This window comes from Faecalicatena contorta (genome assembly GCF_001404335.1).
Lineage (GTDB): Bacteria > Bacillota > Clostridia > Lachnospirales > Lachnospiraceae > Faecalicatena > Faecalicatena contortus_B.
Window position 1 is genome coordinate 12,210 of record NZ_CYZU01000067.1, and the last position, 14,921, is coordinate 27,130.

Genomic DNA, 14,921 nt, shown 5'->3' on the forward strand with positions numbered 1-14,921 from the left:
CCGAACGGAGACCATGCAGATCAATATCACTTTAGATAACGATCAATGCTTAAGGCTAACCAAATGCTGCATCGACCGTCCTGGGTGGAAAGATCTACTGACAACCGTTCTTGTATTTGTTTAATGCGGTATTTTACTGTGTTAACGTGCAGAAAGAGTGCACGGCTTGTTTCTACATAACTACAATTTTTATCCAGGTATGTACTAAGTGTACTAACCAACTCATCCGCATCTTTGTCATTATATAATTTGCCAAGCACCGTTTGGCTATAACGCAGTGCGGCCTCATCTTTACGCAGGATAGAATTCAGCAGAGCATAATGCCCAAGTTCATCGTAACACATCACATTTTCCTTCAGACCAAACCTGCGGATACAACGCACAACATCAAGAGCTTCCAAACAGCTTTCACGGTAAGAGGGAATTCCCTTGCCTATGCATCCGATCCCCATTACAACGTCCATTTTCATTCTTCCGCCAGTTAAGGATTCCCAAATTGACATACCAATTCTTTTCATGTCCCGAATGCCCTTAGATCCGGTATCAACAAATACTACAAGGAATCCGTAATAACCACCCAGAATAACCTTGAAATTTTTCTGCGCTATGAAACTCTGTATGCTGTGAACTGCATACTCTGTGAAATAGTGGTATTTAGACCAATTTTTACTATTAAACTGATCTTTCTGCGCTTTGCTGATCGGACTGATGACGATTGCTGACATATTCTTCTGTTCATCGAAGCCCATCATTTGGGCAAAATAGCTGACAACTTCTTTTTGATAATTTTCCGCTAAAAGAGCCTGTAAAAAAACTTCTCCGGTATGCCATGCAGTACTGTCAATATAGCTTTGATGATGATAAATTGTCAAAGCCAGAATATCAAGGCACCGCTCGACAAGCTGACGGTTTTCGGATGTTATTGACCCCTCATATTCACAAATACTGAAATAGCCAATGACATTTTCTTTGAATATTATTGGCCATGTTTCCTGCCAAATCGTTCTATTATCCATGACCACTTGCGTGCGGATGGATGACTCGCCAACAATATGATCTACTATCACTTGCAGATTTTCTTCCCGGCGGCGGGCAAGCAAGGCTTCGGCAGCTCCGGCGGATTGATTGTCGCAACACGTCACATAACGCCACTCATGATCCTCGATTAAAACCGGATTGTTCAAATACCCTGCAAATATTCGTGATATATCGACGATGGATGCCCCATTAACCACGGCATCATGTAGATTAGAAAGAGCCGTTAAACTGCGATTCTTCCCTTGTTCTTCCGCCTCCATAACAACTCTTAAAACGCATTGCGTTACATCATTCTGCGTATCTCCCGGCGGCAGTTCGATGATGGGGAAATCATTTTCATTGCCTAACTGCAGCAGAGGTTCCGGAATTTCTTTTAAATACCGCTTTGTTTTAATAGCAAGGCAGCTGGCGCCGTGATCTATTAAATTTTGCGTCCATTCGCACAAGGCCTCAACGGATAATTGATTCTCACTGTGTTCATCCATAAAGGAGGCCACGCTATGTACAAAATCTCCGCCCTTTAAATAAAAGGCGATATCGAGAATTTCTGCCACTGTCACCGCCTTCACTTCGCGATCTAAGCCTGCCTCTCCGGCTAATACAATGGCTCCCTGCAACTCTGGTTCTTCTAAAACTAATTTTACAGTTACTTTTGGTGGCATAATACTTCCTCTTTCTGATATATTTAGGTACTCAAAACGAACCAATCATCCAGAAAACAGTCTCATTAACTGCCTGTTGATTATTGTTGTTTCAACGTACCGATATACATGATATATATAAGATATTATATCATTATTTAAAGAAAACGGAAGTAAGAAAAAATAAATGCCTTTGTGAACTTGATTTTGTTCCTCTTTGGAAATGCACCCCATGAAAATCGTCTTTGGCGAGGGAGGCCTGCTATTGCATATCTGATGTTTCCGTACGGACTGTGCAGGGAATGCACAGTCCTGTACCGAACAGTTAGAAACTTATACAATTATTCTGCGGCTTTGCTGCAGACCCGCCCGCAGGGCATGTATTACGGGGTGCCCTTTGGGTATACAATTATTCTGCCGGAGTAAAATCCTCGCAGCCGCCGAGATCCGGGTAAACCATATCGCCGTCGCAGGTGCCGAGATTGGGATCCTTCTCAGATACGATATATTTGCTGCAATATTTGCACTTATTAGCACGTAAAAATTTTTCACAAACAGGTGCGTCGATAGAAACTGTTTCCTTGCTGATTATGCATACACCGTTAAACACATCACGGGCAGACAGATTGGCGCAATCCTTACATTTATCACACATCATATTATCCTCCTTAAACTTCTTCATATTCTGTACGGGCAATCAGTTCATCCTGAATAGGCTTGGAAACTTCGCACCAATACTGCGTGAACCCTGCCACACGGACAAGCAGATCACGATAGTTGTTCGGATTGTCCTGCGCATCTTTCAGCATACGGGAATCAACAACATTGAACTGGATATGGAATCCCCCGTTATCCATAAAGGAACGAATCATATCGAGCATCTTCGCGGAACCCATATTGCCTTTGATAGATGCAGGATGAAGCTTCATATTCAGCTGGGTATTCTTGAAATTGGTATGGTCAATAACAGTAGCAGAACTAAGTACAGCGTAAGGTCCATTCTGGTCAGTGCCGGGGTAAGGTGACTGACCGCCGTCTGCCAAAGTAACGCCTGCGAGCCGGCCGTCTGCAGAAGCGATATCAGCCTGGCCAAGCGGTCCGTGGGTACCTACAGACAGCATGGATGCACACCACTTGTTTCCGAATACATCGGTAATCTCTTCCACGGATTTCAGGAAGCAGTCCGCTACCTGAACATAGATATCGTCAACGTAAGCGTCATCATTTCCGAATTTAGGTGCGCGCATACACAAAGCGTGTATTCTTTCCCAATCAGGATTAGAAACATCCTTAGTCTGTTCCATCATGGAGAAGTTGCCCGTATCCAGCGCACTGATAAATCCAAAGTTATTTAGTAAGACATCCTTAAGCTCATCAAGTGTAAATGCACGGTCGTCAAACACATTCTTCTTTATAGATGCAAGAGAGTTTGCTGTGTTAACCTGCCCCGTAATCCATGTTGTAAAGCAGCGGTTGTAACGAGAACCTGCATGGTCAATATCGGCGCCCTTTTCAATGCAGTCAGCAGACAGTGCAGAGAAAAGTAACGGCTGATCAAGCTCAAACGTTGCGGATACCTTCATATTATAGGTTTCTTCAAAAATCTGGATCACCTTTTTGAAATATGCCTTAAAAGTGTCCATAAGTTCGTCAAATGTTTCGTATTTTTTACCGGTTGCCGGAAATACACGGACATTTGTTCTGGGATCTACACCATCAAAAAGTACCAGTTCAAGAACCTTTGGAACATTAATGAAATTGATGCCTGAAGAACTGTATGAACCTGCGCCGATCTTGTTGTCATATACAGCACCGGGCTGAATCTCAAGGCAGCCGCCTATACTCCATGCCCTTGCATCTTCCAGAGTAATCCCTTCACATGCATGGTTCTTCATGCAGTATTCAATGCCGACGCGGTTGCTTACCCATGCAGGCATACCGCAACCGGTCTTGTTGCATTCAATCCCCTTTTGCAGGAAAGTGTTGGACAGCCTGCCGTCATAAATGATCGACAGAGTCGGAGAAACAGTAGGACAGTTAATTGCTGCCTGGATGAATAAGTATTCCAGTTCATTTTCGGCGCTGGAGCCATCGGGCTTAACCCCGCCGAGACAGATGTTGTTGAAGGTGTTGCCTGCAAGGATACCAGTGGTACCTGCACAGGTTGCAATCTCAAGTTCTGTGTATTTAACACGCATACATTCGAGAACCTCAAGAGTTTGCTCTCTGGTGATTTTGCCTTCATCAATGTCCTTTTTCCAGTAGGGATAAAGAACCTGGCCAAGGCGTCCGGGAGAAAATCCAGAGCCCTGCATTTCATTATAAACTTCAAGCTGGCAGGTCCAGTGGAGCTGAAGGGCTTCCATGAAATCACGCGGAGGATTCGATGAAATCCATTCAAGGCGCGCTGCCATGGCTTCGTAAACAGCCTTCTGCTCTGCGTCCTCTTCGATAGAAGCAAGGCGGGTTGCTTCTGCGGAATACTTGCGAACCCAGGTCTGTACGCCTTCGATTGCATAAATTGTAGCCTGCCAATAAGCAACTTTATCTACCGCGGTACCATCGGCCACATTAGCGGCGATCAGCTCTTTACAACGGTCAATCATACCCTGGAAGCCTTTTTCAAATACGATCTGGTAGTTTGTGACACTTCGCCCGTGACGGTTGCCGTACTCCATATCGGCTGCCATAAGGACAGCATTCTTGAAATTGACAAGAGTATCATACTCGGGATGCAGGGTACCCCACTTCCAGCAGGTATCCTCGGCGGACTTGTTCTGCCAGTAACGGCAAATCTCAATCAAAGCCGCATGTTCTTCAACCCGCATACCATAACGGCGTGCCATAGAGAGAACCTCCGGAGTGCTTTCAGAAACGCCGCCGCCGCCGGTTGCAAGAATCGTAATTTCCTCAAGAGCCTTATTTGAAGCCTTCTTGCTGTCTTTTTTTGCACGCTCTTCATCGCTTAGAGGAAATTCGTTTGCCGTCCACGGAGTGATACTGGCGCCGCGGACATACTTATTACGGCTCATGACTAATATTTCATCAGGGCGGATCGCTGCCTCAAGGTGAGAGAATGCACTCTTCATTGCAAGTCCGCGGCGGACCAGCGGATGCTGTCCCTCTTCTTTTATCCAGGTTCTTGTGTACCAGTAAGGGAACGTTGTATCAAGAGAAATCTTCGCATCGTAAAATTCCTGCAATAATTTTCTCGCACGGGGACAGGCGGTCTTTTTTACCTCACGGTCCTCTACTTCCTCAGGGGGTGTGCCGCAGGTGAAACATAAGTACTGGTCATTTGTTGTTGCTTCCATAAATACTCTTCCTCCTTTATAAATCTTTTTGCTTATGGTGTGTTTGTGTTAATATTGCACAACATACATTAACTTATCTACGTAAAAGTATACAATATATCAACACGAAACTGTATATCTGTCAGCAACAAAATTACCCGTACTTTTTTGTTACTAAAAGAATTCATTTATATCGTGTGTCCACTCAATAGATAACTTCATACAATAAGTACGTCTGATAGAATATAGAGGAATTTAAAACACCTTAAAAAAATCACAATATAGCTATAGAAATTGCAAGAAATAAAAGAGAAGAAATCTTACTATGAATTCAGAACAGATGGGAGGCATAGTGATGATTTCTTTTTCTATTAATGTTGACGGTCTTGAAGCGATCTTCAGGAAAGTGGATGAGAATCAGGATTTGACAAAGGAGGATGCAGTAAAACTTCTAAGTATAGACAGTCACTCTTCGGAGTTTTATGCATTATTGGCTAAGGCGAATGAACTTTCCAGAAGAGAGTATGGAAGAAAGGGATATGTATTTGCACAGATTGGGCTCAACAGTACGCCATGTACCGGGAATTGCAAGTTCTGTTCCCTTGCCAGGGATAGTTTTGTAGTAGAGGAAAAAACTGAAAAGCCGTTGGAAGACATCCTTGCAGAAGCCTCCAGGGCAGTGGAGCAGAAGGCGGATGCCCTGTTTCTTATGACCACGGCGGATTACGGGGTTGAGAGATTTCTGGAAGTTTCCGTTGAAGTGAAAAAACTGCTGACACCGGAGATGATGTTTATTGCCAATATTGGCGACTTTGGACTGGATACGGCAAAGCGGCTCAAGGAAGTGGGATACACAGGCGTTTACCATATTGTCAGGATGAACGAGGGAGAGGATACGGATCTTCCAAAGGAGCAGAGAATTGCGACTCTGGATGCCATTAAAGCGGCGGGACTGGAGCTGATCTACTGTGTAGAGCCGATCGGACCGGAACATACATACGAACAGATTGCAGATGAAATGCTGCGTGCCAGAGAATACGGCGTTAATGTTATGGCTTGCATGAAACGGGTCGGCGTGCCGGGCACACCCCTTTTTGATAAAGGAGAGATTACAGATCTGGAACTGACCAAGATTGTCGCTGCGGCAAGGCTGGTGACCAGGCCCAAACAGTCTATGAATGTCCATGAGCCGAAGCAGATGGCCCTGCTCGCGGGCGTAAACCAGCTGTATGCGGAGATCGGGATTAATCCAAGGGACTGCAGTGTTGAGACCGGGACAAACCGGGGCTGTTCCATACCGGAAGTCAGGGCAATGCTTGCACAGGCAGACTATGATACATATAAATAATTTAATAGATTTATTAAAAATTATAGTAAAAAGAAAGTGAGGAAACAAAATGAATCAGAAAGAAATTCTTATCAAAACACTGCACCATGAGGAGACAGACCAGGTGGCATGGGTACCATTTGCAGGCGTGCATGCGGGCAGCCTTCTGGGCTATACAGCTACGGAAGTGCTCCAGGACGGAGACAAACTGTTTGAATCTCTGATGGAAGTGAATAAGCTGTATAAACCGGCGGGACAGCCAGTTATCTTTGACCTGCAGGTTGAGGCGGAATGCCTGGGATGTAATCTGGTGTGGGCAGACGACGCTCCGCCGTCTGTAGCCAGCCATCCGATGGAAGGAGAAGAGGAACTGGAAACACCCTGCTACTGCACGATTCCGACAAAAGAATCCGGTCGTATTCCGATGATCATGGACGTCATGAAGCGTATGAAAGAAGCGGTCGGCGACACAACTGCATTATACGGCCTGATCTGCGGACCTTTTACATTGGCAACACATCTGCGCGGCAATGACATTTTCATGGATATGTACGACGATGAGGATGCAGTGATTGAATTCCTGGAATACTGTGATGCGATCGCTATGAAGATGGCCGAATATTATATAGAAGCAGGTATGGATGTGATCGCAGTAGTGGACCCGCTGATTTCCCAGATTTCTTCCGACCATTTTGAGATGTTCATGAGTGCGCCGTTCAAGAAGCTGTTTGACCATATCAGAGAACTGGGCGCACTGTCTTCCTTCTTTGTATGCGGCGATGCGACAAGGAACATCGAGGTAATGTGCCAGACAGGCCCGGATTCCATCTCTATCGATGAGAACGTAGACCTGCTTGCAGCAAAGGCGATCACGGATAAGTACAACGTGGCGCTTGGCGGAAATATCCCGCTGACAACGGTTATGCTGCACGGTACACAGCAGGATAATATGAAGTTCGTGATCGACCTTCTGGACAATATGCCGAACAAGAAAAACTTTATCCTTGCTCCGGGCTGTGATATGCCGTATGCTGTTCCAGTTGAGAACACAATCGGTGTAGTACAGGCAATCCACGAGCCGGACTCTGTAAGAGAAATCCTGAAAAACTATGTGGCTGCAGACGAGGACATTGATGTGGAACTGCCGGATTACGAGCATCTGGAGAAACCGCTGGTGGAAGTATTTACACTGGATTCCGCAACATGTGCGGCATGTACGTATATGATGGGCGCTGCCAATGAAGCAAAGGAGACATTCGGTGACGCAATTGATATGATCGAGTATAAGTTTACGATCAAGGAGAACATTGCACGCTGCAAGAAAATGGGAGTTCCGAACCTTCCGTCTATGTATATCAACGGCGAATTAAAATTCCGTTCTCTTGTACCTGCAAAGGAAGAATTGGAGGCAGCAATCAAGGCTGTTATGCCCTAAGGGCACACCGTAATTCAGGCCCTAACGGGCGGTTCGCAGTAAACTGCAGAATGAGGTTTGAAATAATGAGTAAACTGTATTTAATTACCGGCTTCTTAGGAGCCGGTAAAACTACTTTTTTAAAAAATTTTATAAACGAATTGTCAGACTACCGGCTGCATTTGATTATCAATGAATTCGGAAAGGAAGGCGTGGACGGGGAGCTTTTGAGAGAACTGGGAACGGCGATGGATGAGATCAACAACGGTTCCATATTCTGTTCATGCAGGCTGGATAAATTCGAGGAAGTGCTTGAAAAAGCCCTTTCGGAAGAACCGGACATGATCATTGTGGAGGCTTCCGGTCTCTCCAATCCTATGAACGTCAGAAAAATTCTGCATCAGGAAGGTAAATTCTCAGAAGTGGAATACATGGGAAGCATCTGCCTGGTTGATGCCAGACAGTTTCTGAAGGTTTATGAGACGGCAGTCGTGGTAAAGAAGCAGCTGGCAGTCAGTGATCTTGTGCTGATCAATAAAACGGATCTGGCGTCCAAAGAACAGATTGGGGAAATAAAGGGCATTATCAGAAAACACCGCCCGGAGGTCCCTGTCCATACGACCACATTCGGCCGGATCGAAAGCGGCTGGCTGAATTCTGCCGCTCCTTGGGATAACCAGACGGAAGAGCCTGTGACACAGAGCGCGGATATTACCCTGAAAAAATACCTGCTCCGTTTGAATCCGGGACTGGAACTGAAAAAACTTCAGAAATTCATTGAAATGTTTCTGGATGATACTTACCGCGTCAAAGGATTTGTTGAAGTGCAGGGGGAGATTTATCTTGTGAACTGCGTGGGCAGTATCTATCAGGCGGAAAGGTTTGAAGGGAAGCCGGAACACGTCAATGATTTGGTGATTCTCTCCGGAAACGGCCTGCCCGTCAAAAAATCTTTAAAGAAAGCCATGGAATGGTATCCTGAGATTGCCGCAGAACTGAAAAAGTAAACAAAAAAAGAGATATTTGTACAAAGAGTTCCAAAAAAATTACTAAAAACAGAGCAGCAGATATTGTAAAATAATATCTAAAGCAGACACGCTTAATGAATGATGGAGGTATGTAAAATGTCAAAGATTCAGGAAATTTCAGAATTCCTTCAAAAAGGAAGGGCAAAGAACGTAAAGGCACTGGTACAGGAGGCCCTGGATGAAGGGCTCGATCCAAAAGAGATTCTGAATGAAGGTCTTTTATCAGGAATGATGATCATCGGTGCAAAGTTTAAGAACAACGAAGTATTCGTACCGGAAGTTCTGGTAGCTGCAAGAGCTATGAATGCAGGTCTTACAGTCCTGGAGCCAAAACTGGTTGAGGTAGGAAATGAGCCGGTTGGAAAAGCTGTAATCGGTACAGTACAGGGAGACCTTCATGATATCGGCAAGAACCTTGTCGTAATGATGCTTAAGGGAGCTGGATTTGAGATCCATGACATCGGTGTAGATGTGGAACCGGCTGTATTTATTGACAAGGCTGAAGAAGTAGGCGCAGACGTGATCTGTATGTCAGCTCTTCTTACAACAACCATGCCGAAGATGCAGGACTGCATTGACCAGCTGAACGAAAAGGGACTTCGCGACAAGTATATCGTTATGGTCGGCGGCGCTCCGGTTAATGACAGCTTTGCAGAGCAGATTGGTGCAGACTACTATACACCAGATGCAGCAACAGCAGCAGAAGTTGCGAAAAAAGCAGTTTTGGAGAAATAAGCGCTCTTTTGGAAAAAAGTGCGGATTGTAGTGACAAAGAGCATCAAGTGAAGGAAACCGGTGTAAATCCGGTGCAGGCTTACCCCTACTGTAAACGTGGACGAAGAATAACAGCCATTGTCCGTCAGGATGAGAAGGCATTCCAAGGATGAAACGTGAGCCAGGATACTTACATATCCCTATGGACCTGTTTTGGGTGGGAAACAGGATTCCGTTTGAATTATATAAAGTGTGTCAGCAGCGAACTCTTTTTACAAGGAGTTTTTCTTTTTATACTGGAAAATGAATGAAAGACAGATATTTGTCCGTGGTTTTGGGCAAGTATGTATATGGTTGTCAAAACTGCTGGGGCAGAGCTAAGATTTCCGGCAGTTGAGAGAGGATAAGAATATGAAAATAACGGAATTTAATATAGAGATATGCAGAGAGAATGTATTTGCCCTGATAGACTGTTATGAAGACAGCGCTACCTACGAGGATGTAGTGGAAGAATATGAGGAAATGCTTCCGGAGGCATATAAAAAAATAGAACCAATCGCACTGCTGGAATTCGGTGATGTGGAGGGATTTGACCTCAGCAGGTACGGAGAGGGAATCCGCCAGGCGCTTTACTGTGTAACCTCGGTGGGCGCTCAGCTGAGCCAGTGGTCCACCCAGCTGTTCAATGAGGGGGATTATCTTGGCGGTATGCTGGCGGATGCCATTGCGGATGACTACCTTTTCCAGATGGACCATCAGCTACAGCCCTATATCATCGCTATGTGCAGGGAGAAAAAATGTGGTGTTTCCCACCGCCTGGAGGCGCCTCAGGATATTCCGATGGAGGTCCAGAAAAAGGCGCTGGAAGTGACGGGAAGAGAAAACAGTGCGGGGATTCATGTACTGGACAGCTGTATGTATGATCCGGTCAAGACGACTTGCCAGGTTTACCTGACGGCGGATCATTCGGATATGTTCCGCATTCATCATAACTGTGCGAGCTGTCCGAATGTCGGCTGCAGCCTTAGAAATGTCTCGGATTACATAATCACGCTTCATGACGGAGACGACCTTAGAGTACTGGAGGGCAGAAAGGGACATTCTCTGATGGAACTTCTCCAGGAACAGGGAATCTTCCTGCCGGCAGTCTGTGCGGGCAGGGGAACCTGCGGTAAATGCGGGATACAGGTCCTTGAGGGGGACATTGCGCCTTCAGAGCAGGACAGGAAGTTCTTCAGCGGGGAGCAGCTGCAGGAGGGATACCGCCTGGCATGCAAGGCCTATCCTGAGGACGACTGCGTGATTGCTGTCGGGCTGCATAAGGAAGAAGAATTTGCGGTTCTGGCGGATGAGGAGCAGACAGCGGGAAAAGCAGCGAAGAGCAGTGCTAAGACCGGAGGCCGGTATGGAATTGCTGTGGACATCGGAACGACGACGATCGCCATGCAGCTGATCAACATGGAGACACAGGAAGCAGAAGACGTTTTCACTACAATCAACAGGCAGAGGGCGTACGGTGCGGATGTAATCAGCAGGATTGAAGCCTCCAACGGAGGTAAAAGAGAGGCTCTGAGAAAAAGTATCCAGACTAACCTCATGCAGGGAATAGAGAGCCTGACAGAAAATGGGAAGATCCGGGTGGAGAAGATGGTGATCGGAGCCAATACGACCATGGTACACCTGCTGATGGGGTACTCTTGTGAAACGCTGGGCGTATTTCCTTTCACGCCAGTTAACATAGATACCATACATACAACGTACGGAGAACTGTTTGAGCAGGCAGACAGGGACTTTGAGGTAGTGATTTTCCCCGGAATCTCTACTTATGTGGGCGGCGATATTGTGGCGGGCCTGTATTCTCTGGATTTTGACAAGAGAGAAAAGGTGTCTGTCCTTGTGGATCTGGGAACCAATGGGGAGATGGCGATCGGCAATAAGGACAGGATATTGACGACTTCAACGGCAGCGGGCCCTGCATTCGAGGGCGGCAATATTACCTTTGGGACGGGAAGTGTGCCGGGAGCGATCTGCAAAGTTGAACTGAAGGACGGCCATGCAGTTACCGGGACGATCCAGGATGGCAAACCGGTTGGAATCTGCGGCACCGGGGTGATCGATATGGTATATGAGCTGGTAAAGGCCGAGCTTGTGGATGAGACGGGGCTTATGGAAGAAGATTATTTCGACGACGGCTTTCCGCTTGCGGTCGGCAGCGATGGTACGGAGATCTCATTTTTCCAGAAGGATGTAAGGGAAATACAGCTCGCCAAATCCGCAGTACGTGCCGGGCTTGAGACATTAATCCTGAACTTCGGTGCATCCTATGAAGATATAGAGGCTATTTATATTGCAGGCGGCTTTGGATATAAGATGGATATCGTAAAAGCCGTGGGAATCGGACTGCTTCCGGAAGAATGCCAGGATAAGATTGAGGCGGTAGGAAACAGCTGTCTGAAAGGAACCCGGACATACCTGTTAAGCAGCGACTGCACAGAGCGCGTGCAGCGTATTCTGGAGAGTTCATCGGAAGTACAGCTCTCCAATGACAAACATTTTAACGAATTTTATATGGACTATATGTATTTTGAATAGGCGCTGTGATTTTTGTTTACGCAAAGCATGAACATCCTCCGAGATGCTGCATATACTGAGCAGAGGAGGATGATGATATGGTTGAAAAATTAAACGGAATGCCGGAAGCTTCTGCAAAGATAAAAGGATCGGATAAATACCCGGAGATCCATGGAATGGTTTATTTCTATGAAGTATACGGAGGGACGATCGTGATGGCGGAGGTATACGGGCTGCCGGATGAAAATGCGCCGGATATGAGCAGATTTTTTGCCTTCCACATTCATGAGGGAAAACAATGTTCCGGGAATGCAGAGGAGCCTTTTGCAGATGCCGATGGACATTTTAATCCCGAACATACGGAACACCCGGAACATGCCGGTGATCTGCCGCCTCTGCTGTCTACACACGGTGCAGCCTGCAGTGCGGTGTATACCGGAAGATTTTACCCGGATGATGTGGTCGGCAGAACAGTAGTCATCCATATGAACCCGGATGATTTTAAGACACAGCCGTCCGGGGACAGCGGCGAAATGATTGCCTGCGGCGAGATCCATGAGTGGGTGGGGGAATGAGATAGTGAGAAGGGGGCGCTCCATGTCAGGGATGGAGGAAAGTTACCGGGGCTGAATATGCCGCTGCGATTTGTACCCGTACTACTGACTGCTTCTAAAATACCGGTGCCGGATATGTGGGTAAGGAGCACACATATCCGGCACCGGTTTTTTGAAGCAGTCAGCGTATACATACACATGAAGATCTTTACTGGGATCATTCTTTGTTCAGGTTTTGGACGATACAGTTGTTTTTTCCGGATGATTTTGCTTCGTACAGGTATTTGTCGGCAAGGGTGTATGCGGTTTGGAAGCTGATGGACTGTCCTTTGACCAGAAGTGCGCCTATACTGCAGGTAGCCTGCACTCCGTGGTTCTGCATAATCTGCTGGAGAGTGCGCTGCAAGGTGGTGCACCTCTTTTTCAGAGACTCCTTTGAATCCTGGTAGTTTGTGAGTAGTACCATGAATTCATCTCCGCCGACACGGCCGATGATATCTGAGGCGTGGAATGTTTTGTGGAGTAATTTTCCGGTCTCTTCCAGAAGACGGTCGCCGGCGGAGTGGCCGATGGTGTCATTGATCTTTTTGAAGTCGTCCAGATCCAGAAAGAGCAAGGCGCAATGCACGGGGGTGTTTGTATTCAGATACTGGGAAATTGCATTTTCACAGGACTTTTTGTTTAGAATGCCGGTGAGGGAATCCAGCATGCTCAGGCGTTTGTAACGGCTGCGTATGTCGTGGTCATCGGCGCGGAGTTTCAGGATTACGTGGGCAACTGCCAGCGAAAAGATAAAGGCAACGACAGAATTAAAGATGTCATTTTCTGCCATCAGCGGATTTTTGATCTGTATAACTGCAACGGCGTAAACGATCTCGACCAGAAACATGATCGTGAACATCTGGCGGAAACGGAGGATAAACAGCGCTGGAAACGCAATATATAAAAGCGGGAGGAAAGAGCTGGGAGCATCCGGGTAAGGAAAGACATCTATAGAAATAACAAAAGCAAACAGCGTGACTTCAAAAGCCAGGCAGATGCCGGTTATCACGCGCTTGTTTCTGCGGCCTGTTTTTGCATAAACCGTAGAGATGATGAAAAAGGCCAGTGCAGCCGGAAGAAAGAGAAAATGTTGTAATGTGATTGCCCAGCCTTTAATGATATACGGGGTTATTATATAAAATAAGACAAGGAGAAGGGCGTTGAGCAGACTGGAAATCTGAAGAAGAACCAGATTTTTTTCTGCAATTTCATTTTCCGCACTTTTAAAATAGGCTTCTTTTAGGTCTAAGTCTTTCCGAATAAATCCAATTAGATTAAAAAACATATAAAAGCTCCCTTATGTTTGTGGTTTCAATTTGTTATGTGATATATTATACTGTGAAAGAGGTTCAAACACAACCGGAATATTTCCAGAATATGTCAGTTGCTTACTTAAAATAAACTCTAATATCAGAAATAAACAGTCTGCGGAAGAGGCGGGAGGAAAAGGAATATGAAGAACGGAAGAATGAGTATTCTGCTGTTTGCGGGAACATCAGAAGGAAGAATGCTGGCTGAATTTTTAGGCACGCTGTCTGCGCCGGCCTTCGTCAGTACGGCTACAGAGTACGGAATGGAATGCGTGGAGGGAATTCAAAATATCCAGGTCACAGCGGGACGGATGGACGAAGAGGCGATCTCCGGATTTATCAGGGAGAATCAGATCAGGCTTGTGATTGATGCCACTCATCCCTTTGCGCGCCTGGCCACGGAGAATATACAAAATGCCTGTAAGAGGAGCGGCGCCGGTTATATCCGCTGTCTGCGGGACGCAAGCGGGACAGGCGGCGCCGCCGGTTCTTACCGCAATATGGTAATCGTAAATTCCGTAGCAGAAGCAGTAGAGTTTCTCAAAACACGGGAAGGCCGGATATTTATTTCCACAGGTAGCAAAGAATTAAAGCTGTACACAGCGATCGATCATTACAAAGAACGGTGCTTTGCCAGGGTTCTTTCGACAAAAGAGTCTGTGGAAGAGAGCGTGGCGCTTGGCTTCAAGGGTTCCCACCTTATCGCCATGCAGGGGCCCTTCTCAAAAGAATTAAATACCGCCATGCTGAAATACACAGGAGCAGACTATTTTGTGACTAAGGAATCAGGCAAAGCGGGGGGATTTGAGGAAAAACTGGAGGCTGCCAGAGAGACCGGGGTAACGCTTGTAGTGGTTGGAAGGCCTGCAGAATCAGGGTACAGTGTGGAAGAAATAAAGGAGTATATTCAGAATATTCTGAATACGGAGGGCAAAGGGGTCAGACCCCTCTGAAGAGGGGTCTGACCCCTTTGCCCTCCGTCCTTAAAA

The 14,921-nt window shown here is 46.3% G+C and carries 11 protein-coding genes and 1 riboswitch; of the genes, 7 read left to right on the forward strand and 4 right to left on the reverse strand.

Annotation, left to right across the window (positions count from 1 at the left end):
- Positions 1 to 26: 26 nt before the first annotated feature.
- From ARB69_RS22480 to ARB69_RS22490, 3 genes are all read right to left on the reverse strand, one after another.
- A complete protein-coding gene (locus ARB69_RS22480; protein WP_055155062.1) occupies positions 27 to 1,700 on the reverse strand; it encodes a PucR family transcriptional regulator in 1,674 nt (557 codons plus the stop codon).
- A 388-nt stretch (positions 1,701 to 2,088) separates the two neighbouring features.
- Positions 2,089 to 2,337: a hypothetical protein gene (locus tag ARB69_RS22485; protein WP_148487139.1), complete on the reverse strand. Its 249-nt coding sequence runs from the start codon at positions 2,335 to 2,337 to the stop codon at positions 2,089 to 2,091.
- 10 nt (positions 2,338 to 2,347) lie between these two features.
- On the reverse strand, positions 2,348 to 4,993 hold the full coding sequence (locus ARB69_RS22490) for a pyruvate formate lyase family protein (protein ID WP_055155063.1): 2,646 nt from the start codon (positions 4,991 to 4,993) through the stop codon (positions 2,348 to 2,350).
- A 304-nt stretch (positions 4,994 to 5,297) separates the two neighbouring features.
- Here ARB69_RS22490 and ARB69_RS22495 point away from each other — a divergent pair, with 304 nt between their 5' ends.
- The 6 genes from ARB69_RS22495 to ARB69_RS22520 all read left to right on the forward strand — a co-directional run bounded on the left by ARB69_RS22495 (position 5,298) and on the right by ARB69_RS22520 (position 12,601).
- Complete coding sequence (locus ARB69_RS22495) at positions 5,298 to 6,320, forward strand: radical SAM protein (RefSeq protein WP_242857652.1); 1,023 nt, start codon at positions 5,298 to 5,300, stop codon at positions 6,318 to 6,320.
- Between the two features lie 49 nt (positions 6,321 to 6,369).
- The gene (locus ARB69_RS22500; protein WP_050639812.1) at positions 6,370 to 7,734 is read left to right on the forward strand and encodes a uroporphyrinogen decarboxylase family protein; all 1,365 of its coding nucleotides are present in this window, start codon (positions 6,370 to 6,372) and stop codon (positions 7,732 to 7,734) included.
- A 65-nt stretch (positions 7,735 to 7,799) separates the two neighbouring features.
- Positions 7,800 to 8,720 (forward strand): CobW family GTP-binding protein, encoded by a 921-nt coding sequence (locus ARB69_RS22505; protein WP_055155065.1) that lies wholly within the window; start codon positions 7,800 to 7,802, stop codon positions 8,718 to 8,720.
- A gap of 117 nt (positions 8,721 to 8,837) precedes the next feature.
- Positions 8,838 to 9,476 (forward strand): corrinoid protein, encoded by a 639-nt coding sequence (locus tag ARB69_RS22510; protein WP_025657088.1) that lies wholly within the window; start codon positions 8,838 to 8,840, stop codon positions 9,474 to 9,476.
- 8 nt (positions 9,477 to 9,484) lie between these two features.
- Positions 9,485 to 9,668, forward strand: a riboswitch (cobalamin riboswitch).
- A gap of 198 nt (positions 9,669 to 9,866) precedes the next feature.
- Positions 9,867 to 12,047: an ASKHA domain-containing protein gene (locus ARB69_RS22515; RefSeq protein WP_055155066.1), complete on the forward strand. Its 2,181-nt coding sequence runs from the start codon at positions 9,867 to 9,869 to the stop codon at positions 12,045 to 12,047.
- A 77-nt stretch (positions 12,048 to 12,124) separates the two neighbouring features.
- On the forward strand, positions 12,125 to 12,601 hold the full coding sequence (locus ARB69_RS22520; protein WP_050639815.1) for a superoxide dismutase family protein: 477 nt from the start codon (positions 12,125 to 12,127) through the stop codon (positions 12,599 to 12,601).
- Positions 12,602 to 12,797: 196 nt separating this feature from the next.
- Here the strand turns inward: ARB69_RS22520 and ARB69_RS22525 are convergent, their stop codons facing one another.
- A complete protein-coding gene (locus tag ARB69_RS22525) occupies positions 12,798 to 13,907 on the reverse strand; it encodes a GGDEF domain-containing protein (RefSeq protein WP_055155067.1) in 1,110 nt (369 codons plus the stop codon).
- Positions 13,908 to 14,075: 168 nt separating this feature from the next.
- Between ARB69_RS22525 and cobK the strand changes: the two genes are divergently transcribed.
- Positions 14,076 to 14,885 carry a precorrin-6A reductase gene (gene cobK, locus ARB69_RS22530; RefSeq protein WP_055155068.1) on the forward strand — a complete coding sequence of 270 codons (810 nt, stop codon included), beginning with the start codon at positions 14,076 to 14,078 and terminating at the stop codon, positions 14,883 to 14,885.
- Positions 14,886 to 14,921: the final 36 nt, after the last annotated feature.